We start from the raw sequence: 22,921 nt of genomic DNA on the forward strand, positions 1-22,921 counted from the left end.
TTTAACGTTTCTATTGCGGTATTGAGAGACTCAAGTCAGATTTCTACGACCGAAATAGGCTGAAACTTTTCCTTATCTGGGCGGGTGACGATGCTAGGTTTTACATCAATGAATTGAACTTCTTTTACGCGGGCACTGAAGATTCCAGGCACATCCATCTCAATATTTTCAAGAACATACCTTACATATATTCCTCTGCTATTTCGTCTTTTTTTAAGGAACCTTTCAGCCTCATTCGCCGCCATTTTTAAGTTTGGCAGCTCATTAACATTGTTCACACTAACAACAATTTCTTTTGGTAAGACATTTATATTATTATCCGATTGAAGAATAAATGATTCAGCTAGCATGACAGGGAATTCCTGTTTTTCAAAATCATAGCCATCTATCTTAGATGAAACAGTAACCTGATATGCAGGTTTCAAACTATGCGAGCTGACTGCACTCTTAAGATCACCGACTGCTTGATTAACATTACGCTGATAGGCTATTTCATTCCCCTTCATGGAAACCACTTTATTTCCATATTGATACCGTAAATAGTCCTCACCGTATATATCTAAACTATCTCTTTTGCCATTAAGTCCCTCAAGCATTAGCTCATGCCATGTAAGCACCTCAGTATTGTTTGCCCCGGCAGCATAGTTAAGAGGCTCTTGCGTAAGAGGGTTATTCCAACAGGAGACACACTTGCCTCCTATATAAGAGTGCTGTCCGTTAACAGCACAAGCAGTTAAAAGGCTCGTGATTAATAGAGTTATTAGTATTTTCATAAACATTTTCCCTGTTCAGATCAAATAATTCCTTGTGTTACTTTATACAATCTCATTATAACTAAAGAGACTCCACATACTCTTTAGCTTTTCTCAATGAAACCCCTTTGTTCATCTGTCTATAGCGCTTAATAGCCCAGACCGGATACCCTCTTTTTTTTAAGCAGGCAATGTCTTCATCAGTCGTTTGATCAAGTGGCTTTAAAATACCTTGTTTAACTAAAAACTTTTCTTGAACATAGTTAGATATCTCAGATATCAAGATAACAATCAGCCCTAGACCTACAACCAAAAACAAACCATTCCAATTCTCAAACATCTAGATCAGCCTATAGGGTTAACAAATTATGGATGGGGTAACAACTCAGTTGATGCCGGTAACCCAATCGCATTCATGTTCTGCTCGAAATATGAGCCAAAATTAGAAAAATCAGTGCAGGGCATAATACCTCCTTGTTTATGTATCCATTCCATGGATAGTAGATTATTTGAAGCACCCAACATTTAATCAATGAGGGGGTACGGAGTATAATATTCACAGCCATTGATAATTACAACCGATATGAATGGCTTAATACGATGGCAGCCTTGCTAATACCTTCTAGTTTTCTGCTGAGCATAGAATCGGGCGCAGGGCACCCTCGTACAAAGACCTAGGCAAAATGTTTGGCTACAAAGAAGTAAGGGTGCCCCGCGCCCGATATTATTCCTTCGTCATCCACCCCCAAGCCCGACCCAGGTATTCATGCCACGCCATCTGGGTCATAGCTAACGCGTCTGGCCTTGGAAGATAGTAACGCCAATCGTTTTCTTTAGCTTCTTTGACCGAAAAATAGGTGGGTGATGCTATCGGGTCAAGACCCTGTCCTTTAAACAGGGATACCGCCCGAGCCATATGAGAAGCAGACGTCACCAACGCAAAAGGGCTTTCATTCACAATATTCACCATATACTGGGCCTCTTCTCGGGTATCCCTTGGTCGGGGCTCAGCAATAATATCCTGCTCTGGAATACCAAGCGCCAGTGCGACCCTCTTCATGGCAATGGCATGAGGCACAGAATCACTGCCGCTATAACCTGATAGTACAAGCTTCGCACCTGAGTTAAGCCGATAGACTCGAATGCCTTCTACCAACCGGGTCAGGGATGCGCTGCTAAGCACACTGGAGACCGGAAGATAGTCATCCGTCACATGTCCGCCTCCCAATACCACAACATATGACACCGGCTGGCCGGCATAGGCAGGGTACGTTCTTTCAAGGGGTTTGGTGATAAGTTGTGCAAATGGCATTGAGCTGCTTAGCGCAATAACCAGACATCCGAGCGCTACCCCCACCCGCCCCAGTTTCTGCCTGCCGCCAACCAGCAACACCAGCCCAATAAGGATAATAATCAAGGAGAGGGGTAACGGCATCATTAACCCCCCTATTACTTTTTTAAGCTGAAATAACACGTCAATGTCCTTTTATTCGCTATCGATATCTAACTTTCTTGTATTCCGTCGGTGACATGCCGATGACTTTCTTAAACAGGCGAGAGAAATAGTATGCATCATCGTATCCCAGCTCTCGCGCAATCTGATTCACATGCTGAGTTGATACATCCAGCAGATAGCAGGCGTGCTCCATTTTCAGGTGGATAAAATGCTGAATCGGTGAACGACCGGTAAGCTCTTTATATTTTTTTGAGAAATAATATTTGGACAAGTTAGCCTTCTCTGCCAACGAGTCCAAATCCAGATGCTCGTGAATATGATGCTGCATAATGCCATGAATCTCATCCAGATTCAGCGACTTACTTTCACCCGCTTTAACCTTGGGTATCTGAATCGCAATATAGGTCAGCAACTGTTTTAGATGGTTGGCTATATGGATATACACTTTCTGGCCAAAGCCCGATGCACTAATCGCCAGCAGAGACTCAAATCCTGAGACTAATCGCGGCAAAACACCCAGGGGAATAATCGGGGTTTCAAAACTATAGTTGAGGTTATCGAGATACGCCTGACTCAGTTCACCTTCAAAGTGAATCCAAAAGATAGTCCATGGATTATCATCATTGGCCGCGTAGGAGTGAAGACTATCTTTCGGCAACAGAACCAAACTGCCTTTGCGTACCCGATGATGGCGTCCCTCCACCATCAAGTCAGCCTCTCCATCGATACAGTAAATTAACAGGTGGTCATCGTGGTGCTCATTGCGCTGCATGTTGTGCCCTACCGCCTTTGGGTAGTAGCCAAACCTTAGTGGGTAGAGGTCTTTGCACAGCACATTTCCTGTGAACAGCGTCACAATAAAGTCCGGTACAAAAAAACGAACACCGTCAACCGGGAGCGGCCAATCAGAGGTTAAAGACATACGACAGCCTGATATACCAATAAATACGACGAAATAATGAGTTTTCAAAACCTATACTGAGAACAATATAGTCCATCAATACAGCAATTTAGTCAATCCAGAGTCTCGCACGGTTCGGTTTACAATCTTCTCATCGCTGCTAATCAGGGTTCGATCAAGAAATTAACTGGCTTGGGATACTGGCTTAAATATGAGCCACCCTACCTAAGCAAACCGGCACACAGACATCCAAATAAAAACAATAGTCTAGGTGCAGTAAACACAGATAAAAAAATAAAAATAAGTGAATAAAAATAACAACGATGTGGAAGGGTGGAATCGTTACTGATTAGCAGTTTTGTTCTTTCTTTGGTCGTCTTGGCTGATGAGTATCCTTACTATAAAACCATTCCGATCTAACGCTTTCCTGGCCCTTTCAGGAAATGAACGATCATCACTACCTCTTCCACTATTTAGACATACATCTATCCGGCCTAGCGCTAACCTATTGAGCAACAGGGCCTCAAGCACCAAAGCAGCAACCTTGATTTAAACGTGTTGTTAGGTGATCAACGCTCAAATTAGCACCACCTTGCGTCGCATAGGCCGGGTAAACAGCGACTATACTTATAAATAGCCGTTTATGCCCCACACCACCGGTCAGAAGGAACGAGACAATGCACAGTACACTACCTTTATATATCAATGGCGAGTTTACTCCCAGTAAAGCCGAACGCACGATTCCAGTCACCAATCCCGCCACACAGCTCACATTAACCAACGCCCCTTGTGCAACTAACCAGGAAGTTGAGCGGGCAATTGGCAGCGCCAAAGCCGCATTTGCCAGCTGGAAAGAGACACCCTCTCCCGAGCGCGCCAGGTTAATGCTGCGATATCAGCAGCTCTTGAAAGAGCATCATGATGAGCTTGCAGAGATACTCAGTCAGGAGACCGGAAAAGTCTTTGCTGACGCCAAAGGGGATGTATGGCGAGGAATCGAGGTCGTAGAGCAGGCCTGCAATATATCGTCATTGATGATGGGAGAAACCGCAGAGAATGTCGCGCGCGATATCGACACCTATAGTTATATTCAACCGCTCGGTGTGTGCGCGGGCATTACCCCGTTTAACTTTCCGGCAATGATCCCTCTATGGATGTTTCCTTTGGCGATAGCCTGTGGCAATACGTTTGTTCTGAAACCATCAGAACAAGACCCGATGACCCCAATGCGGCTGGCCGAACTATTTGATGAAGCCGGATTTCCCAAAGGGTTGTTGCAGGTGGTTCATGGCGATAAAGAACAGGTTGACCAAATCATTAATCACCCGGATATTAAAGCCATTTCATTCGTAGGCTCTGCACACGTTGGCCAGCATATCTACCGCACAGGCACCCACAACCTTAAACGCGTGCAATGCATGACCGGCGCAAAAAATCATATGGTGGTTATGCCTGATGCGAATAAACAACAAGTCATTAACCACCTGGTTGGGGCCTCAGTCGGGGCAGCAGGGCAACGCTGTATGGCCATCAGTGTTGCCGTCTTTGTTGGTGAAAGCAAAGCCTGGATACCTGAAATCAAAGCAGCCATTGCCAATGTCAAACCGGGGCTTTGGAACGACGAAGATGCAGGTTTCGGCCCAGTGATCAGTCCACAAGCCAAAAGCCGTATCCTCAGCCTAATCGAGCAAGGTAGAAAAGAAGGCGCAAACTGCGAACTTGATGGCTCTTCATTTACACTTCCCGAGTACCCGGAAGGCAACTGGGTCGGGCCTACCCTGTTCAGCGGTGTAACCCCAGATATGACCATCTATAAGGAAGAAATATTCGGCCCTGTACTGCTCACCATGGAGTCCGAGTCACTGGAAAATGCGGTAACACTGGTCAACCAGAACCCCTACGGTAACGGCACCTCCATTTTTACAGAATCTGGCTCCGCTGCCCGCTATTTCCAGCACAATATCGAAGTGGGCCAAGTTGGCATCAACGTGCCTATTCCCGTGCCACTGCCGTTCTTTTCTTTCACTGGCTGGAAAAACTCCTTTTACGGCGACCACCATGCGTATGGAAAACAAGGCGTGCGTTTTTATACTGAAACCAAAACCGTCACCTCACGCTGGTTTGATGAAGACGCACTTCACGGGCCAAATATGACCATTACACTTAAATAGACAGAACGCTTAAATAAACACCATGCTTAAGTAAAAACTGTGCATAAATAAACAAAGAAGAGACATCGAGTTAAAAATATGGACTTTAACCTAAGCGATGAACAAAAAGCCTACCAGCAATCTGCCCGGGCATTTGCGGAGAAAGAACTCGCGCCCAATGCGGCCCGCTGGGATGAAGAATCAATATTTCCCATCGACGTGATTAAACGAGCCGGTAAAACCGGGTTTTGCAGCCTCTACACCCCCATAGAACTGGGTGGCATGGGGCTTGGGCGACTTGATTCCTGCCTCATTTTGGAAGCTCTGGCTAAAGGTTGCACCTCAACAACCGCGTACTTCACCATCCACAACATGGCGACATGGATGATCGCCAGTTTTGGCGATGAAAGGCTGCGCAATGAGTGGTGCCCTAAATTGGTCACGGGTGACCTGCTCGCCTCGTATTGCCTGACCGAACCCAATGCGGGGTCTGATGCGGCATCACTCAAAACAACGGCCCGCCGAGAGGGCGAGCATTATGTGATTAATGGCAGCAAGATGTTTATCTCCGGGGCTGGCGCAACCGATGTATTAGTGCTGATGGCACGCACAGGTGGGGAAGGTGCCAAGGGCATATCAAGCTTCGTTATTCCAGCGGATCTGGAAGGTATTAGTTATGGGCGAAAAGAGAGCAAAATGGGTTGGAATAGTCAGCCTACCCGAGCGATTACGCTGCAAGACGTCAAAGTACCCGCTGAGAACCTGTTAGGCCGTGAAGGCGAAGGGTTCAAAATTGCCATGAAAGGCCTAGATGGTGGGCGAATAAATATCGCAACCTGCTCGCTAGGCACTGCCCAGGCAGCCCTCGAACAGGCTCAACGTTACCTTCACGAGCGGCAGCAGTTTGGCAGGCCACTGGCTGACTTCCAAGCACTGCAGTTTAAGCTTGCCGATATGGCAACAGAGCTTGTCGCAGCAAGACAAATGGTGCACCTTGCCGCCTGGAAACTCGACCAATGTGACCCGGAAGCCGGTGTATATAGCGCGATGGCAAAACGTTTCGCGACTGACGTCGGCTTTAAGGTATGTAATGAAGCACTGCAAATACACGGGGGCTACGGTTACATTCGTGAATACCCGTTAGAGCGACATGTACGCGACAGCCGGGTGCACCAAATACTGGAAGGCACCAACGAGATTATGCGCGTCATCATTGCCCGGCGTTTGTTAATGGAAGGGGCAACAGACGTAATTAAATAACGATAAAACGTATATATCGCAATTAATCAGACAGCAAAAGCAGGTCAATAGAACATGACACCCGAAACATCAAAATTACGCCTTGAAATTATCGACCACACTGCGGTTATTACTATCAACAATCCACCGGCCAACACCTGGGATGGCGAGAGCCTTACAGCGCTTAAGACGCTCATACTTAACCTCAATGATGACAGCACTATCTATAGTCTGATCATCACTGGGCAAGGCGAAAAGTTCTTTTCGGCAGGGGCTGACCTCAATCTGTTTGCAGATGGCGATAAAGGTAACGCCAAACACATGGCAGAGGTTTTCGGCGAAGCATTTGAAACACTCAGTCAATTCCGTGGCGTATCCATCGCGGCTATTAACGGCTTTGCTATGGGCGGGGGGCTTGAATGCGCCTTGGCCTGTGATATTCGCATTGCCGAAACACAAGCAAAAATGGCGTTACCCGAAGCAACGGTTGGCTTGCTGCCTTGTGCTGGAGGAACTCAAAACCTGCCTTGGTTAGTCGGTGAAGGCTGGGCTAAGCGAATGATTCTGTGCGGTGAACGCGTTAACGCAGAAAAAGCACTAGCCATTGGTCTGGTAGAGGACGTGGTTGAAACCGGGTACGCTTTCGAGGCTGCACTTAAGCTCGCACAATCAGTGGCGAAACAAAGCCCCTCTTCGGTAGCCGCATGTAAAAAGCTGGTGCAAGCTGCGCGTAGCAACCCCATGCAACAAGCGTTACCAGAAGAGCGCTCACTGTTTGTTGGGCTATTTGATACTGAAGACCAGCGCGAAGGCGTTAATGCATTCTTGGAAAAGCGCCCTCCCGCGTGGAAAAACAAGTAAAAGATTAGATAACATGAGACCTTTGAACTACGTTACGAGCGAAGCAAAGACAATACAAAAAATGAGCATTTTGAGTCATTTTTAAACGTTTTATTTTCGAGCGTAATAGTAATAGTGGTAGTGCAAGGGTCTTAATACTAAGGAAGTCCGGAACGCTATGAACCAGTCATCACCAGTTATTTTTGAAGAGCAAGACGCACTCAATGGCTACGCAATCGGCGTTGCAACACTGAACGCCGAAAAGTCACTCAATGCACTTTCACTCGACATGATAGACCTTCTCACCAATCAGTTAATGGAGTGGTCCATTGATGATAAATTGGCCTGCGTTGTTCTACGGGGAGCGGGAGACAAGGCCTTCTGTGCCGGTGGTGATATCATTCGGCTTTATGAGTCAATGCAGCAAAACCCCAATGGGCCGAACCCGTACGCTGAGAACTTCTTTACCCGTGAGTACCACTTAGACTACCTGATTCATACCTACCCCAAACCGGTTATCTGCCTTGGTCAAGGTATCGTGATGGGTGGAGGGCTCGGGCTATTCGCCGGAGCCAGTCATCGAGTTGTGACCGAGCACTCTCGAATTGCCATGCCGGAGATCACCATCGGGTTATTCCCCGACGTAGGCGGCACCTGGTTTCTCAATAAAATGCCGGATAACTGCGGGCTTTATCTAGGGCTAACCGGTTCATCCATTAACGCGACCGATGCGCTCTATTTGAAGTTAGCCACCCACTTTATCTCGTCTGATAGCCGAAGTTCTCTGCTGCGACAGTTAAAAAGCGCAGACTGGAGCAACAGTCAGCAAAGCAACAACAGCATCGTCGACAATATTCTTAATACACTGTCAGACAACACCGAGGCCATTAGACCACCGGCTCAGGTTGAAGCGCACCTGGAAATTATCAAACAGGTGACTTCCCACTCGTCATTGGCAGAGATTGTGTCCGCCATCACTACGCTGGAAACAGATGACAAATGGCTCATTAAGGGCATTTCGGCCCTTAAAAACGGTTGCCCGACAACCGCCAGAATTGTTTATCACCAGATAACTGAAGGGCACGCTCTATCACTAAAAGAAGTGTTCCAGTCAGAGCTTACAACCGCAATACAGTGCACTCGGCATCCTGATTTTGCCGAAGGTATACGAGCGCTATTAGTTGACAAAGATAATTCACCCCAATGGTTTTTTAGCGATGTAGCCAGCGTGACAGACGAATGGCTGAATGAGCACCTGACGTCCCCCTGGCAGGACAATCAACACCCGCTAAAAAACCTTTAAGGTGCAATAAATAACAGTTAATAAAACCCTGAAAGGAAAACAACAATGAAAACAATCGGTTTTATTGGTTTAGGGCACATGGGCGGCCCGATGGCCCTTAATCTGGTCAAAGCCGGGTACAACCTAAAGGTGTTTGATTTAGTCCCTGCGGCGCTTAAAGCCCTGGTCGATGCAGGTGCCACAGCAACGCCATCTGCGATGGACGCAGCAAATGATGTCGATGTACTCATTACCATGCTGCCCTCAAGCCCACATGTTAAACAACTCTATATTGGAGACGGTGCGCTGCTGCAAAACATCTCTGGACGACCGCTGATTATTGACTGCAGCACCATTGCCCCTGACGTTGCCAAAGAGGTCGCAGCAGCGGCCCAGCGAAGAGGGCTTGAAATGCTTGATGCCCCTGTGTCAGGAGGCGTCGCTGGCGCCGAAGCAGGCACGCTGACCTTTATTGTAGGAGGCAGCGCTGAAGCCCTGAACCACGGCAAGCCGCTGTTTGATGTGATGGGCAAAAACACCTTCCACGCAGGTGATCACGGCGCTGGACAAGTCGCTAAAATATGCAACAACATGCTGCTCGCCATTCAAATGATTGGCACCGCAGAAGCACTTCAACTAGGGGTTAACAACGGCCTTGATCCATCAGTGCTATCAGGCATTATGAACAAAAGTTCAGGCAATAACTGGCCGTTGGAAGTCTATAACCCCTACCCTGGCGTAATGGAAAATGTTCCTGCTTCGAGAGATTATGAAGGCGGTTTTTTAGTGGATTTGATGAATAAAGATTTGGGACTGGCAACAGAAGCCATGCTCTCGTCCAAATCCTCTACTCCGATGGGCTCGCTGGCCAAAAGCCTCTATGCACTTCATTCATCTCAGGGCAATGGGGCGCTGGATTTTTCGAGCATTCAGAAACTGTATAAGCCATAAACGCAAAAAGGCGCTGCAATCCTTGCAGCGCCTTACTTGTTTGGTGCGTCCTTTACCATTCCTTAGGTAACCTGCCGTCCTTGTTTACTTCCGTGTCCGCATCCATACGTTGCTATGTCGTCCTGACGAAAAGAATAATACGAAAACGCTTCGTTGATAGATATAGCCAATCTCTCAAAGTTCTGTGCGATATCTCTCACACGACTGGAGTAAAGGCTCTAGATGCTCAAGATCGTGCGCGCAAAAATACCGTATGTCAGTTAACTACATTAAAACTAGCAGATACCAGCTCATCACCTCGACTGGTAGTAACTTTCACTCGCCAGTCTCCAGTCATGTGCCGATCAATAAACTTACTGGAAGAGGCCGAGGTTTTATCATTTTTCACCTTAATCTTAACTCGGGCCATCTTCTTACCCGAAAGATACCAATCGTGATACAGCGTTTCGCCCTTAAGCCCTTCCATACCGGTAAACAAGTAAACCCTGATTAGTTTATCTTCATTCATTGGAATAACAGACCCTAGCTTGTCAACCGGCTCACTGTTTTTAACGCGATGGGTTAATTGGGCTTTTACAATGCGAGACGACTCGATGGTAACAGGGTCAGGCGAATTTATAGCCGCCCCTTGTTCGGGTTTCGCTAAACGACTCCCCTGATCGACTAACACCGCTTTCTCAGCTGAGGTCTTACGTTTGATTTGAGCAGTGCCCGCACCGACTGGCGTAACGTCCGATTTTTTAGATTCAGCCGCCTTACTAATGTCCTCTAATGCCGTATTATGAGCAGCTTCGCTTTTCGTGCTACGTACACTCTCAGAACTCTCAGAACTCTCCACACTCTCAGCACCCTTAGAACTCGCAGCAACAGTATTTCCTTCAACAGCCTTGCCGCTAGCATCAATAGTCTCTTGTTCGTTTTCAGGTGCAGCTTCTAATACGAGGGCTTGGCTATCCAAATCAGAATTTATAACAGCGCCAGAGTCCGTGAAAGAATCTGTATCTACCTTGGTAGAACTGGTTTTTGAGAATAGCTGCCAGCCACCCCAAATCACGACAGCCATCAGAGCCAGCGCCAAAACAGAGACAGCCACGACTCTATCCCAGCGTATAATGGTTTCTTCATTTACTTCATAGGTGTCGTCGTTTTCATTGTCCTGAAGATTATTAATTCGAATGACCAATTTCTTTGACATAGTATTCTGTTCAGTTTTTAGCAAATAAATAGATGAGGTGGGCTGCGGCTCATATCGCAAAGAGCAATAGCTGTAGCCACAATCGATTCCAGTGGCGGCATTATACGGGTGAATAAGACCAAGAGATAGCGGCCAAGGTTTTCTGTTAAAGGCCCGAAGAGGTGTTTGCCGTACAGGCTACCTCCTCAGTTTCTTCTCAATACAGACTAGTCGCCAACTGACAGATTACGATGTCGCACCAGATTGAATCAGTAGCATCTCAAGATCGGCCAGGCCTTTCTCCTGTGCGATCTTTAATGCCGTGTTGCCATGTTCATCGGCGTAATTAACATCAGCACCCGCAGCAATAACCACCTGCGCCAGCAACAGGTCATTGTTCTTAACAATATGCATCAATAAAGACTTTCCTTCAGGCGTAACATTCACATCTGCTCCGGCTTTCAGTAGCGCCTTAACTGTCGTCAAATGCCCTTTATAGCTGGCATAAGCGATAGCCGTCTCACCCTGGGCATCAGCGTAATTAACATCTGCCCCTGCTGCCAACAGTGCTTTTACCAACCGGTTATCGGCTCTATCTGCCGCCACCATTAATAGCGACGCGTCTCCGTCTGTAAAACCTTTATTTGGATCAGCGCCCACACTCATCAGGTACAATGCTGGAATCTGCTGGTTTTTTTCAATGGCATAACTGAGAGCGGTGCCTTCTGGGGTCAGGGTGTTTACATTTGCCCCTTGCTCTACCAAGTCCTTCAATTCAGACAAGTCACCTTCAGCAGCTGAAAGCATTAAGGCCGTCGGCTCATTCGCAGTGGCAGGTTGGCTCTGACTGGTAACTGATGCGTCTGCGGACGCTGCGTCACTTTGGTTATCGGCATCTTGACCGCCAGATAGCATGCCACACCCTGTCAGGCTGAATGAAAGCAGTGCGGTTATTACAATGGCTGTTGTTATTCTGTTCTTCATATTTCTCATCCGTGATGATTATAGTAATCGTCAGTGCCCATTCTTCCCCAAATAGCCCAAATGGTAAAGTCTATTGGTCACAGTTCTGTCATTTTCTGCGCTATATTGCATATCCAGTGACGGGATATCACCAATATGGCGTACAATATATGCCCCTGACACCAACAAGAGAAAAACGGATACATGCAACTTACTAATGAGCAGGAAGCCATCATCCAAACAGGCTTCGAACATTGCGTTATTACGGCAGTTGCAGGCAGTGGCAAAACAACAACCCTCGCGCACCGGATTAAACACCTGTTAAATGAGGGGCATGATCCGCAGCGCCTACTTATTTTGATGTTTAACCGCAGCGCCAGGGAAGACTTCGCCAAAAAGCTAAGCCGGGTCATTGATAGTCCACAGGTAAGTCTTCCTGAAATACGCACCTACCACTCAATGGGTTACCGGCTTTATAGACGATTCATTAGCGAAGGCTACCTTTCTCCCATCCAGCCTGATGTATTGCAAGAGCATGAAATTCACTATCAAGTCTGGCGCTTAATTACCCAGCTTGCGCCGCAATCCTTGCAAGACGAGATTAAACGCAGCAAAAAAGAGCATGTAGAGACCGCCTCCAACTATATTGACCTGGTAAAGTCGACGCTATCATCTGCGGAAGTCGTATTTGAAGAGCTTGAAATAGCCGATAAGTACCGCTATCTGATAGAGCTATTTGACCGCTTCGAGCAATGGCGCAAGCAAGAACGAAGAATCTCGTATGCTGATATGCTCTATGAACCGGTGATGGCTATTCATCAAAATCCAGCCTTACAAAAGCTGGTTAGTAATAAGATGGATATTATTCTGGTCGATGAATACCAAGACACTAATGAAATACAGCACCTGTTGCTTAAGTACATTGCAGGTACCCGTGCACGGGTAACCGTTGTAGGCGACCCTGACCAAACCATTTACGAGTTTCGGGGCGCACGACCGGAGTTTATTCTTAACCGTTTCTCTGAAGAGTTCGAAAGCCCGAAAGAGCTAACACTGTCATATACCTTCCGTTATGGCCACAAGGTCGCGTTGCTGGCCAATCACCTGATAAGCTTCAATAAAGGGCGCAAAGACGTCATTTGCCATTCTCACCCAAGCACCCCGGCAACCGGAATAACCAGGCACAGCTCTCAGGACGATGCAGGATTCATCGCAGACTTTGCAAAGCAATTTAACAACGAGGGCGGCAACCTTAATGATATAGCCGTGCTGTTCAGGGTCTGGAGCCAGAGTGTGCAGATTGAGCTACAGCTGCTTGAACAACAGATCCCCTATAAGATTGACCGGGCCAGAGGCGCGCTGTTTACCCGGGAAGTACAAACGATTAGCGCTATTCTGGAACTTGCTGCGGGTCGTTTCTCGACTATGCCAGCACCTGCGCGGCAGCAACGGTTTGAACAGATTTTACGCTTTCCGCATGTTGGCTTAAAAGAGTTTCAACTACGGCAACTATGCCAGGCCCTGGCACAGCAACCCACAGGTTGGGGAACGCTGCTGGAACAAATGAACCTGCCAGACCTCAAAAAGATTCAATCCATCAAGCTTGACCGAACAGCCAAAATATTTAGAAGGCTGGAAGGCAAGTCCGGCTCAGCGGCAAACATTATTCGTTTTTATGTTCAGGAGTCTGACCTGTACGAAGGTATTCGCAGTCTGGCGATGACCCATGAGTCAGCAGAAGAACGAATAGGCACCGTTAAGGGCGTCATCCGTTATTTACATTCGCTCAATCGACCGCCAGAAGAGACCCTGGTTCATCTGGACGAACTAAAAGCGCGGGCAGGAAAACAAAATACGGATGCAGGGCTATTACTCTCGACTATGCACCGAACCAAAGGCCTTGAGTGGTCCACTGTTATTATTCCAGGAATGATGGATAAGTTTTTGCCTTATACCCTCAGGGCCAGTAATGATATGCCCTCTCTTCTGGAAAGCGAGCGTCGACTGCTATACGTAGCGATAACCCGAACCATTCACCATCTGCATCTACTTGTGCCGCCAACCATGGAGCAAGGCGGCTCTGCCACCAGTGACTTGATGCCAAGCCGCTTCGTCAAAGAGATGCGTTTTGAACTGTGCGATGAGCTGGGAGAACAGTTGCAGCATGTAGAACAGCAAACCGAAAAAACACAACCACAGGAACAATCAGAAGAACACACTTCCAACATCACACTCAAGCATGCGCCCACCAAGGTCGCGAGACGGTACGCGGAACTCAAAAACGCCACGTTAAAGCAACAAAAAAAGCAGACCCCCAACAGCAGCGACGAGCCCCCTGCCTGGCATCATGACGCTGTACACCATGCAATATTTGGCGATGGAAGCGTTATCGGTGAAGATGACCGCTCATTCAAGGTGAAATTTGAAGACGGCAAAGAGATGGACTTTAGTAAGAAAAGCGCCCACCTTTATTTTAGTAGGCGCTAAGCAGTATCAAGCAAGGCCTTAATTGTTGGGTGCCGAATAAGTATAGACCTTCGTTTCAGGGTGAAATGCCACCCAGGCAAACCAAAAGGCGGTCAACGATGGCAAAACCTCTCCCTTTTGATTCGGTACCCGTGCGCTTCTTGCTTCTGCATTATAATGGATGGTCAAGGCCTGCCCGTTCACCTTATCACTCAATACACCACGGCCTTTTGCCAACTCAACAAACGGGTAGGCTTTAACATCCCCCTCTATTTCAATACCCACCACCACCTCTTTCGGGTGATAGCGTTTATCACTGTTTGACACAGGGAAATAGACCGACTTGCCTTGCTCATACCCGGGGTAAGGGGTTGCTGTGTAGTTCCGTTTAAACCCCGTTTTATCCGATAGCACCAAGGTGTCAGGATGGCGCGACTTCCAGTCTCCCCACGAAGTGTGCTCTATCGGGAGTCTCTCAAGTCGCTCACCTTTAGCGTGTCCACTGACGGCCTTTCCTTCAATTTGAGACCACAACGAGTCACTCTGACGGTCATACATTAATAGATCACTATTATGTACCGGCTCACCTTCAGTTCCATAACAATACCCGTTATTGCTTCTACTCTTCGGTGGTTGGACAGCGATTGCATCATCAAGTTCTAAGCCCGCAGGTTTGCATTTTGCTTTAATAACCGCGAATCCTGCTAGTCATTCGCCTATCCATCTGACATTATTAGAAAAAGCACCATTCAAACAGCTAGATTGTGAACGAGCGACAAGTAACGTGAATAAGCACTGCCACTACCACCCTACATCACCCGCAAAATGGTACTGCCAAGAGTGCATGACGTTTTTCTGCAAGTCCTGTATGCCTGATGCCGACGAGGCCAAGCAGCAGGGCCTATGCCCAAAGTGCAGCAGAAACTTGCGCTACCAGGGCGCCGCAAACGACATTGTCCCTTTCTGGAACCGTATAGGCTCATTTTTTGGCTACCCTTTCGCCCTTGACCCTATGATACTCATCGCAGTCTGTACCTTTGTGCCCATATTCCTGGGGCAAAACCTATTTGGACTGTTAGGTGCGTTCCTGCTTTTCTGTGTTTTAACCAAATACGTGTACAGTATCGTAGAGCATACCTCGGAAGGTCATCTGACTCCGCCAACCTTCTCCTCAGCCTTCACCGGCGATGGCATGGGAATAATATTCCAGCAAATCGGCGTATTTATCCTGATGGGGCTGATTATCACTGGGGCCGGTCACTTGGGCGGCCCGGTGCTCGCCCTGATTGTCTCTGCATTTTTGCTGTTGAGCTTCCCTGCCAGCGTTATTATCCTGGCGCTGGAAAAGAACATAGCTGATGCGATTAACCCTTTGCGACAACTGTCTTTAATGGGGGCGATTGGTTGGCCCTATATGGTGTTATATGCTCATCTGGTACTGTTATTTTTTGCGCTTTCGGCCACACAAGATTTTATTTTGCAGCATTTCCCCATCGTTATTGCTCACCCCATCTCAGGCTTTTTATTTAGCTACTTTATGGTGATCATCTTCCATATGCTGGGCTACATTCTGCTCCAGTATCAGGACAAACTGGGATACGCAGCTGATATTCAGGACGAAGAGTCAGAATCCTCATCAATGTTGCATAACCGCAGTTTGCGTATAGATGCAGACATCGATATTAATTTAAAGGAAGGTCGTTACGATACTGTTTTGGGTATCCTCGAAGATCAACTAAAGAAGAACCCCAACAGCATTGTCAGGCGAGAGCAACTCTACAAACTCCTATGGGCCAGCCACAATATTGAAAAATTGAGCAAATACGCTCAGCCCATTCTGCGACTGTTTGTCAGTAACAATACTCCCGATAAGTCTGCCACATTGCTTAAAAAATTGCTCAAACATAACCCTGCTTTTCAGCTGCAAGACCCCGAGCTTATTTTTCAGCTAATCCAGCAGCTCTACAATCAGGGGGAGTATCGCCTGATTTTAGTATTGGTAAAAGAGATGCACCGACGATTCGATGCATTTGAAAAGCTACCCGATGCGTACCTTGTTGTTGTAAAAACACTGGCCAACGGATTGCAGCAGTGGGATAAGGCCGCCAAGTACCTGATGTTCATTAAGCAAACCTTTCCCGAGCACCCATCCCAGGCAAAACTACCAGAGTACTTAAATGCGGTAGCGGCACACAAGCGACTGGAGTTCGGCCAACAATTATGACCCAGATATAAGGTACCAGGTATCAGGTATCAGGTATCAGGCACCTTCTGTTTGCAGCCCCGTTTGAACAAAAGGCGTATCATGAACACGGCGTTCTGCTGTTGCAGAGTAAAACCTTAGATTAGGGTCTTCCACAGGCCCATCTTTCATCAACTTTTTGTCCACCCAATAATCCATTGGAATCACCCAGGGCGCCCCCAACCCTTGTCTGGGCAGTTTGCTTAAGGATCGCTGAACATAGCCCGCGCCAAAGTCTAAGAGCGGTCGGGTAGGCATATCAGGTTGAGGCAGCGTTGGACAACAGATCGATTTATCATGCTGATCCATATACGCCAGTATTCGACAAAAGTGCTCGCACAGCAGCCCCACCTTCAAGGTCCATGAAGAGTTGGTATACCCAATGGCGAACGCAAAATTTGGCACACCATCAAGCATCATGCCCTTGTAGGCAACCTTTTCCGACATATCGACAAGCTTGCCATCGACCACCATATCAATACCGCCAAATGCCTGTAGATTCAACCCTGTAGCAGTAACGATAATATCTGCTTCCAACTCTTGGCCTGACGTCAAGCGCACCCCTTTCTCGGTGAAAGTCTGAATATGGTCTGTCACCACTGAGGCACGCCCCTCAGAGATCGCCTGAAAGAAGTCGCCATCAGGTGCGACACAGAGGCGTTGATCCCAGGGGTTGTATGGTGGATTAAAATGCTCGTCAACAGGGTAATTTTCAGGCAGAGAGCGTTTGTTGCTATAACGGATCGCTTTTCTTGCCAGTGTTGGAAATCGTTGGCAAAAACGCCAGATTCCGCGCGAAAGGGCAATATTTTTTCGCCGCGTTATCGAGTAGGCGATATCATCAGGCAGCCACTTACGTAGCGTGTTGGCGATCACATCTTCACTTGGCAGGCTGATAATATAACTGGGCGTGCGTTGCAACATTGTTACGTGGCCGGCTTTATCTGTCATCGCAGGCACCAGGGTGACCGCCGTTGCACCGCTGCCGATCACCAACACCTGCTTGTCTTGATAATCAAGGTCTTCGGGCCATTGCTGAGGATGAACCACCGCTCCGCCAAAACGTTCAACGCCTTCAAAGTCAGGAGTGTAGCCATGGTCATAACGGTAGTAACCTGCAGCTGAAAATAGCCAATTGCAGGTCATGCTAAAGCGTTCCTCGGTGTCCTCGCGTTCCACTTCAACGCACCAGCAAGCCTGTTTGGTTGACCAGGTTGCCTTAACGACTTTATGTTGAAACCGGATATGGCGGTTTATATCATTTTCCGAGGCGGTATTACGCAAGTAGTCGAGAATTTTATCCGCCCCCGCTATCGCATGATTATCAACCCAGGGCTTAAATTCATAACCAAATGTATGTAAGTCTGAGTCTGAACGGATGCCAGGATAACGGAATAAGTCCCATGTGCCCCCCGTTGCTGTTCGAGCCTCCAATAGGGTGAAAGATCGAGCCGGCTGCTCTTTTTGCAGGTAATAGGCAATGCCAATACCCGAAAGTCCCGCGCCGATAATAAGCGTATCCGTATGCTCAACAGTCGTTTGTTGGCGTTTCACAACAGGCCTCCTTAATTATTTTTATTTGAGTAGAGATGTTCTTTCCGGCCCTACTTAACCTTAATATTAGACCGCTTTTTCCTAACCTTCCCCTTAATGAATTCCGGCACTTTAAGCGGCACAATCTCTTTTAGTAACTTAATAACATAACGTATCGCATTTGCCCGCTTAAACCATAGCAGTTTATTGATTTTGTCTTTCATGGGCCGGTACCCTTCCAGCACCAGCTGTTCAACGCGATCTGTATTATCCGTTCGGCTATACTTAGTCAGATCAAGTGATACGACAATATCCGCTTTTTTTAACTGATCGCGGGTTTTCAGGTCCATGCAGATATCAATCGCATTGCCAACCACATCAAGCATACCTGATGGCGCGGGGTAGCGCTTAATACCATTAAGGTCAACCCCCACTACGATGCCCGCGCCTAATCGTTCAACAAGTGAAATAGGTACATTTTCAATAAGCCCTCCATCCACCAGCATTCGACCGTCAATCTCTACCGGTGAGAATATTCCCGGCACAGCCACAGATGCACAAACCGCATCTGCCACGCTGCCTTTTTCAAAAACAACCTGCTCTCCGCTCTCTATGTCCGTTGCACAAATGGCCAAAGGAATGAGCGAGTCTTGAATCTGAACATCTCCCAAGTCCCGTAAGATCATTTCACGTATGGCATCGGTAGTAAAAAAGCCGCCCATCTGCATCAGACTAAAGCTGGCGATCTGTTTGAAATTTAACAACCTTCCGACATGAAATATCTCTTCTGAGCTTTTGCCAAATGCATAATATGCGGCCACCAAAGCACCGATACTGGTGCCCGAAAGATACGAGATAGAAACTCGCTCTTCTTCAAATGCCTTTAATATACCTATGTGGGCAATTCCTCTTGCCGCACCTCCGCCCAACGCAACCCCAACAGACGTGTTAAACGGATTCCACTTCATAACAACATCTCAACTCGCTGTACTCTTCCATAGTGATAGTTAGTGAGCATTAATGCTCTGCTAGCTTGGATTTCTATTGCAGGTGATCACTCGCTGGCTATCAGTGTTTTTTTAGTCTTGGTGCGCTTCACGATATACATGGCTGGATATAACACAAAACTAATAACGACAAACATTAGCGGAATAGCCCACGCTAGCCAGTTATACCTTGTCGGCGTTTCGAAGTGCCGGCAGATCACAACCAACGATGGCTTCAAGGTTTTGGGTGATTTTTTCTACATCCCAATCCCACCACGCTATGCTCAAAAGCTCGGCAACTACCCCCTCATCAAATCTGTGCTTAACAATTTTAGCGGGGTTCCCGCCTACAACACTGTATGCAGGAACATCATTTACCACCACTGACTGGCTAGCGATAATAGCCCCACTACCAATTTTAACACCCGGCATAATCGTCGCGTTATAGCCAATCCATACATCGTTTCCAACCTCGGTATCTCCTTTGTATGGAAGATCCCCTTCTTTTGGCATGACCCTTTCCCAACCATTGCCGAATATTTGAAACGGGTACGTGGAAAAGCCAGACACTTTATGGTTAGCTCCGTTCATGATGAATTTAACGTCTTTTGCGATAGCACAGAACTTCCCAATAACCAGTTTATCTCCAATAAACGGAAAGTGGTAAAGCACATTAGCTTCAAACCGCTCAGGCCCTTCAGGGTCATCGTAATAGGTGTAGTCACCAACAATAATATTTTCGCTGGATATAAAATTCTTCAAAAATCCAACCTGAGGAAACCCTTTCATGGGTTCTTTGTCTTCTGGGCTTGGGCCATTCATTGCAACTCCAGAATGCAGCTAATGATTACTTTGAGATTACATGTCACACGAGCATGGCTAATCGTTAGTCCGATTAAACAAGACACCCATATTAACAGTTTGTATGGTCTATGTGTGGATCTCAACCCGATCCGTTCGGGCATAGCCGATACGCTGGAAACCTCTGATCACACCTCCGTCAAAGCGCGAATCAAATGTGCTCAACCAACTGAACGACCTCATCAACCCCGGCACATGCTGCCGTTTGCCGGCAATCCACGGCAGGATATGCCAGACGGGCTCCCCTATGAACTCAACGATTACCTGGCGCTGGTCGATTGGACAGGCAAGATATCTCGTGATGACAAACGCGGCGTTATAGATCTCAACCTGCCACCGATATTGCAACAAAATGTCTATCAGGCTCCAACAGGAAGCGAATAGTGGCCTGTTGATTTACTCTTTTCACGTTATTAAGAGCGAAATATCGAATGGATGATGAATTATTGATTTTTCTATAGGATGAGTGTCATGTTAGTGCTGCTGACTAGTTATCAGAAAGTGTCCACATTATCGGGGGAAGTGCGATGTCCGTAGCAGCCTCTTGTTATGCATGATTTATCCAGCTATTATCGTACAAGAATATTGTACAACCAAGGCAGACATAACCATGCAAACGATTAACATTAGTGAGTTTAGAGCTAACCTTTTGAAATATCTAGAGGTAGCTAACTCTGGCGAACAAATATCTGTCACCTCTAATGGTAAGTTACTAGCTACTATAACACCGCCAGAAAACCAAAAACAGCAAGCAAAAAAACAGTTAAAGGCCTTAGCTACAAATGCGAAATTACATGATATTACTTCACCAATAGATAGTGACTGGGATGCCTTGAAATGATATTAATGGATACCTGTGCCATTATTTTGGATTCACTTAACCCAAAAAGTGTTACGGCCACCGCAATGGAAGCTATAAATAAAGCAGATGAAAACAATGCATTAATAATCTCAGATATTTCAATTTGGGAAATATCTATGCTCATTAAGAAGAAACGAATAGAGGTTGAAACAACTGCGGCTAATTTCATTAACTTATTTCTTCAATCACGAAATGTTGCAGTAAAACTAATTTCTCCTGAAATAGCAGAGCTATCCGTTAATTTTAATTCAGAAATTAACAATGACCCAGCCGACAGAATAATTGCAGCCACATCAATTATCCACAATGCAAGGTTAGTCACGGCAGATCAAAACCTAATTTCAAGTGAGATGTTAGATACTATTTGGTAAGAATAATGCTGCGATTTGCGGTGACATAAGTACACGATTAAACAAGACCCCCATATTAACAGTTTGTATGTTCTATGTGTGGATCTCAACCCGATCCGTGCGGGCATAGCCGATACGCCGGGAACCTCTGATCACGGAACCTCTGATCACACCTCCGTCAAAGCGCGAATCAAATGTGCTCAACCAACTGAACGACCTCATCAACCCCGGCACATGCTGCCGTTTGCCGGCAATCCACGGCAGGATATGCCAGACGGGCTCCCCTATGAACTCAACGATTACCTGGCGCTGGTCGATTGGGCAGGCAAAATATCTCGTGATGACAAACGCGGCGTTATCGATCACAACCTGCCACCGATATTGCAACGACTCGCACTAACGCCATGCCAATGGAAGGCGCTCACCCAAGACTTCGAAAAACACTTTCAACACTTTGTTGGTGATGAAGACAAGGTGAAAGAGGCTTATCAGACACTGGGTTACCAACGACCTAGAGGGTTGCAACGTTGTAGGGAGTTATTGTCAGCCTGATAACCTGTTTCTAACGCCCCTTACCTACCAAGATGATCAGGCTTTCGCCTGAGGATTCATGACGATCTCGAACTGACGGATTTTTCGTCAACCTTACAAAATGTCTATCAGACTCCAACAGGAACCGAGTAATGGCCTGTTGACTTACTCTTTTTCACGTTATTGAGAGCGAAATATCGAATGAATGATGAATTATTGATTTCTTATAGAGTGAGTGTCTTGTTAGTAGAGCAGTAACGGCAATCGCACGAGAGCTGATTGCTTATATCTGGTCAATCTCTAAAGAGATCGCCTTACCGAAGGTAGACCCAAGAACAAGGTTGGCTAGAGTGCCAGCCTAGGGAAAGATAAATGAACAAGTTTAGCGTCAACGCAAACGATCAAGCAGCGGCTGTGGTGCAATCACCGAAGGCGTTAGGCGGTAGCGGTTAATTTAGCCGTGAATCCGCGAGCATAGACTGAAGACAGGCACCACGACGTAATAAGTAAGGTTGGATAGGTTAACGCTTCGCGTTGGCAACCCACGAATACCAGCATGATCACCGTCGAAATTACTTGCTTCATCTGATGCGTTGACGCTTCCCTAACGGGAAGCATGTTGATTAAAAAGAAAGGCTCTGGCCGAGGTTCCGGCAGGATTTTGTGCGGGCCTCTTGACGTGGGGAGTCATACCAACGCCCGGCTCACCGTGCAAATTTTTGATGGCGGCTTTTTTTGCGTGTTTTTGCAAAAAAGGTGACGGCAAAAATTTGTCCGGTGCAGCCGTTTGTTAGGCTATTTATGCAAATGCTAAATAAATGCCACTGAGCGCAATCGCACCGCCAGCAATGCGACTGACAACTTGCAGATTTGTTTTTTGCATAAGCATCCCCAAACCTATACCACCTAAATGCAGCATTGCTGTAGCCAGTGCAAAGCCAACCGCATACGATACAGCACTTATTGAAGCAGGCATCTCAGACCCATGAGCATGACCATGAAAAATAGCAAATATACCAACAATTAAGCTGCCGAATATAAGTGGAAGTTTAAAGGCACCCGCAATCAATACCCCTAAAATTAAAATAGAAACCAATATCCCTTCTTCAACAAATGGAACTGGGACACCTGTGAACCCAAGGGCGCCACCGAAGACCATAACGCCGACGAAAGTACAAGGAACGACCCATAACGCCCGTCCATTCATTTGGGCAGCCCAAATCCCCACCGCTACCATTGCCAAAACGTGGTCTGCTCCGCCGATTGGATGTCCAAATCCATGCATAAACCCCGTTGTTTGTCCAACGCCGGTATGCGCTAACGCAATACCTGGCAAAAAGAGCAACAAAACTAATAATTTTGATATGGTTTGTTTCATCTAC

Annotated in this window: 22 protein-coding genes; 11 read left to right on the forward strand and 11 right to left on the reverse strand. The window is 46.9% G+C overall.

Translation table 11 applies throughout. The annotated features are described in order from the left end of the window. Positions 1 to 35: 35 nt before the first annotated feature. From MY523_RS14720 to MY523_RS14735, 4 genes are all read right to left on the reverse strand, one after another. Positions 36 to 773, reverse strand: coding sequence for a DUF4852 domain-containing protein (locus tag MY523_RS14720; RefSeq protein WP_250655448.1), 738 nt, complete (start codon positions 771 to 773; stop codon positions 36 to 38). Positions 774 to 834: 61 nt separating this feature from the next. Next, the gene (locus MY523_RS14725) at positions 835 to 1,092 is read right to left on the reverse strand and encodes a hypothetical protein (RefSeq protein WP_250655449.1); all 258 of its coding nucleotides are present in this window, start codon (positions 1,090 to 1,092) and stop codon (positions 835 to 837) included. A 384-nt stretch (positions 1,093 to 1,476) separates the two neighbouring features. Continuing rightward, a complete protein-coding gene (gene elyC, locus MY523_RS14730; RefSeq protein ID WP_256470531.1) occupies positions 1,477 to 2,226 on the reverse strand; it encodes an envelope biogenesis factor ElyC in 750 nt (249 codons plus the stop codon). 19 nt (positions 2,227 to 2,245) lie between these two features. Continuing rightward, positions 2,246 to 3,130, reverse strand: coding sequence for a helix-turn-helix domain-containing protein (locus MY523_RS14735; protein WP_250655451.1), 885 nt, complete (start codon positions 3,128 to 3,130; stop codon positions 2,246 to 2,248). Between the two features lie 656 nt (positions 3,131 to 3,786). On the opposite strand from MY523_RS14735, the gene MY523_RS14740 reads away from it, so the two are divergent. The 5 genes from MY523_RS14740 to mmsB all read left to right on the forward strand — a co-directional run bounded on the left by MY523_RS14740 (position 3,787) and on the right by mmsB (position 9,571). Continuing rightward, entirely contained in the window at positions 3,787 to 5,280 is a 1,494-nt protein-coding gene (locus MY523_RS14740) for a CoA-acylating methylmalonate-semialdehyde dehydrogenase (protein ID WP_250655452.1), read from the forward strand. A 78-nt stretch (positions 5,281 to 5,358) separates the two neighbouring features. Then, positions 5,359 to 6,519, forward strand: a complete 1,161-nt coding sequence (locus tag MY523_RS14745) for an acyl-CoA dehydrogenase family protein (RefSeq protein WP_250655453.1) — start codon at positions 5,359 to 5,361, stop codon at positions 6,517 to 6,519. Positions 6,520 to 6,573: 54 nt separating this feature from the next. Continuing rightward, positions 6,574 to 7,359, forward strand: coding sequence for an enoyl-CoA hydratase (locus MY523_RS14750; protein ID WP_250655454.1), 786 nt, complete (start codon positions 6,574 to 6,576; stop codon positions 7,357 to 7,359). 157 nt (positions 7,360 to 7,516) lie between these two features. Further along, positions 7,517 to 8,641 (forward strand): enoyl-CoA hydratase/isomerase family protein, encoded by a 1,125-nt coding sequence (locus tag MY523_RS14755; protein WP_250655455.1) that lies wholly within the window; start codon positions 7,517 to 7,519, stop codon positions 8,639 to 8,641. 45 nt (positions 8,642 to 8,686) lie between these two features. Further along, positions 8,687 to 9,571, forward strand: a complete 885-nt coding sequence (gene mmsB / locus MY523_RS14760; protein ID WP_250655456.1) for a 3-hydroxyisobutyrate dehydrogenase — start codon at positions 8,687 to 8,689, stop codon at positions 9,569 to 9,571. Positions 9,572 to 9,827: 256 nt separating this feature from the next. Here the strand turns inward: mmsB and MY523_RS14765 are convergent, their stop codons facing one another. Both MY523_RS14765 and MY523_RS14770 read right to left on the reverse strand, forming a co-directional pair. Continuing rightward, on the reverse strand, positions 9,828 to 10,766 hold the full coding sequence (locus MY523_RS14765; RefSeq protein ID WP_250655457.1) for a DUF2914 domain-containing protein: 939 nt from the start codon (positions 10,764 to 10,766) through the stop codon (positions 9,828 to 9,830). A gap of 225 nt (positions 10,767 to 10,991) precedes the next feature. Beyond that, positions 10,992 to 11,729 carry an ankyrin repeat domain-containing protein gene (locus MY523_RS14770; protein WP_250655458.1) on the reverse strand — a complete coding sequence of 246 codons (738 nt, stop codon included), beginning with the start codon at positions 11,727 to 11,729 and terminating at the stop codon, positions 10,992 to 10,994. Between the two features lie 183 nt (positions 11,730 to 11,912). Between MY523_RS14770 and MY523_RS14775 the strand changes: the two genes are divergently transcribed. Beyond that, on the forward strand, positions 11,913 to 14,195 hold the full coding sequence (locus MY523_RS14775; RefSeq protein WP_250655459.1) for an ATP-dependent helicase: 2,283 nt from the start codon (positions 11,913 to 11,915) through the stop codon (positions 14,193 to 14,195). 18 nt (positions 14,196 to 14,213) lie between these two features. On the opposite strand, the gene MY523_RS14780 is transcribed toward MY523_RS14775, so the two are convergent. Next, a complete protein-coding gene (locus tag MY523_RS14780) occupies positions 14,214 to 14,864 on the reverse strand; it encodes a DUF3179 domain-containing (seleno)protein (RefSeq protein WP_338021781.1) in 651 nt (216 codons plus the stop codon). A gap of 94 nt (positions 14,865 to 14,958) precedes the next feature. Here MY523_RS14780 and MY523_RS14785 point away from each other — a divergent pair, with 94 nt between their 5' ends. Then, on the forward strand, positions 14,959 to 16,398 hold the full coding sequence (locus tag MY523_RS14785) for a B-box zinc finger protein (RefSeq protein WP_250655461.1): 1,440 nt from the start codon (positions 14,959 to 14,961) through the stop codon (positions 16,396 to 16,398). A gap of 36 nt (positions 16,399 to 16,434) precedes the next feature. Here MY523_RS14785 and MY523_RS14790 read toward each other — a convergent pair whose 3' ends face one another. The 3 genes from MY523_RS14790 to MY523_RS14800 form a co-directional block, all read right to left on the reverse strand. Further along, positions 16,435 to 17,970: a flavin-containing monooxygenase gene (locus tag MY523_RS14790; RefSeq protein ID WP_250655462.1), complete on the reverse strand. Its 1,536-nt coding sequence runs from the start codon at positions 17,968 to 17,970 to the stop codon at positions 16,435 to 16,437. A 50-nt stretch (positions 17,971 to 18,020) separates the two neighbouring features. Next, complete coding sequence (locus MY523_RS14795; RefSeq protein ID WP_250655463.1) at positions 18,021 to 18,917, reverse strand: patatin-like phospholipase family protein; 897 nt, start codon at positions 18,915 to 18,917, stop codon at positions 18,021 to 18,023. A 201-nt stretch (positions 18,918 to 19,118) separates the two neighbouring features. Then, positions 19,119 to 19,757, reverse strand: coding sequence for a Vat family streptogramin A O-acetyltransferase (locus tag MY523_RS14800; protein WP_250655464.1), 639 nt, complete (start codon positions 19,755 to 19,757; stop codon positions 19,119 to 19,121). Positions 19,758 to 19,778: 21 nt separating this feature from the next. Here MY523_RS14800 and MY523_RS14805 point away from each other — a divergent pair, with 21 nt between their 5' ends. The 4 genes from MY523_RS14805 to MY523_RS14820 all read left to right on the forward strand — a co-directional run bounded on the left by MY523_RS14805 (position 19,779) and on the right by MY523_RS14820 (position 21,560). Next, entirely contained in the window at positions 19,779 to 20,180 is a 402-nt protein-coding gene (locus MY523_RS14805; RefSeq protein WP_250655465.1) for a hypothetical protein, read from the forward strand. 226 nt (positions 20,181 to 20,406) lie between these two features. Next, positions 20,407 to 20,637 (forward strand): type II toxin-antitoxin system Phd/YefM family antitoxin, encoded by a 231-nt coding sequence (locus MY523_RS14810; RefSeq protein ID WP_250655466.1) that lies wholly within the window; start codon positions 20,407 to 20,409, stop codon positions 20,635 to 20,637. After that, positions 20,634 to 21,029: a type II toxin-antitoxin system VapC family toxin gene (locus MY523_RS14815; RefSeq protein ID WP_250655467.1), complete on the forward strand. Its 396-nt coding sequence runs from the start codon at positions 20,634 to 20,636 to the stop codon at positions 21,027 to 21,029. Before MY523_RS14810 ends, MY523_RS14815 begins: the two co-directional genes overlap by 4 nt. Positions 21,030 to 21,107: 78 nt before the next feature. Beyond that, a complete protein-coding gene (locus tag MY523_RS14820) occupies positions 21,108 to 21,560 on the forward strand; it encodes a hypothetical protein (protein ID WP_250655468.1) in 453 nt (150 codons plus the stop codon). Between the two features lie 778 nt (positions 21,561 to 22,338). On the opposite strand, the gene MY523_RS14825 is transcribed toward MY523_RS14820, so the two are convergent. Next, positions 22,339 to 22,917 (reverse strand): HupE/UreJ family protein, encoded by a 579-nt coding sequence (locus MY523_RS14825; RefSeq protein ID WP_250655469.1) that lies wholly within the window; start codon positions 22,915 to 22,917, stop codon positions 22,339 to 22,341. Positions 22,918 to 22,921: the final 4 nt, after the last annotated feature.

This window comes from Alkalimarinus coralli (assembly GCF_023650515.1).
In the GTDB taxonomy this organism is placed as follows: Bacteria; Pseudomonadota; Gammaproteobacteria; order Pseudomonadales; family Oleiphilaceae; genus Alkalimarinus; species Alkalimarinus coralli.

Coding starts and splice junctions, on each gene's coding strand:
- MY523_RS14720 (WP_250655448.1), bottom strand. CDS start 773: ATGAAAATACTAATAACTCTATTAATCACGAGCCTTTTAACTGCTTGT.
- MY523_RS14725 (WP_250655449.1), bottom strand. CDS start 1,092: ATGTTTGAGAATTGGAATGGTTTGTTTTTGGTTGTAGGTCTAGGGCTG.
- MY523_RS14735 (WP_250655451.1), bottom strand. CDS start 3,130: ATGTCTTTAACCTCTGATTGGCCGCTCCCGGTTGACGGTGTTCGTTTT.
- MY523_RS14740 (WP_250655452.1), top strand. CDS start 3,787: ATGCACAGTACACTACCTTTATATATCAATGGCGAGTTTACTCCCAGT.
- MY523_RS14745 (WP_250655453.1), top strand. CDS start 5,359: ATGGACTTTAACCTAAGCGATGAACAAAAAGCCTACCAGCAATCTGCC.
- MY523_RS14750 (WP_250655454.1), top strand. CDS start 6,574: ATGACACCCGAAACATCAAAATTACGCCTTGAAATTATCGACCACACT.
- MY523_RS14755 (WP_250655455.1), top strand. CDS start 7,517: ATGAACCAGTCATCACCAGTTATTTTTGAAGAGCAAGACGCACTCAAT.
- mmsB (WP_250655456.1), top strand. CDS start 8,687: ATGAAAACAATCGGTTTTATTGGTTTAGGGCACATGGGCGGCCCGATG.
- MY523_RS14765 (WP_250655457.1), bottom strand. CDS start 10,766: ATGTCAAAGAAATTGGTCATTCGAATTAATAATCTTCAGGACAATGAA.
- MY523_RS14770 (WP_250655458.1), bottom strand. CDS start 11,729: ATGAAGAACAGAATAACAACAGCCATTGTAATAACCGCACTGCTTTCA.
- MY523_RS14775 (WP_250655459.1), top strand. CDS start 11,913: ATGCAACTTACTAATGAGCAGGAAGCCATCATCCAAACAGGCTTCGAA.
- MY523_RS14795 (WP_250655463.1), bottom strand. CDS start 18,917: ATGAAGTGGAATCCGTTTAACACGTCTGTTGGGGTTGCGTTGGGCGGA.
- MY523_RS14800 (WP_250655464.1), bottom strand. CDS start 19,757: ATGAATGGCCCAAGCCCAGAAGACAAAGAACCCATGAAAGGGTTTCCT.
- MY523_RS14805 (WP_250655465.1), top strand. CDS start 19,779: ATGATTACTTTGAGATTACATGTCACACGAGCATGGCTAATCGTTAGT.
- MY523_RS14810 (WP_250655466.1), top strand. CDS start 20,407: ATGCAAACGATTAACATTAGTGAGTTTAGAGCTAACCTTTTGAAATAT.
- MY523_RS14815 (WP_250655467.1), top strand. CDS start 20,634: ATGATATTAATGGATACCTGTGCCATTATTTTGGATTCACTTAACCCA.
- MY523_RS14825 (WP_250655469.1), bottom strand. CDS start 22,917: ATGAAACAAACCATATCAAAATTATTAGTTTTGTTGCTCTTTTTGCCA.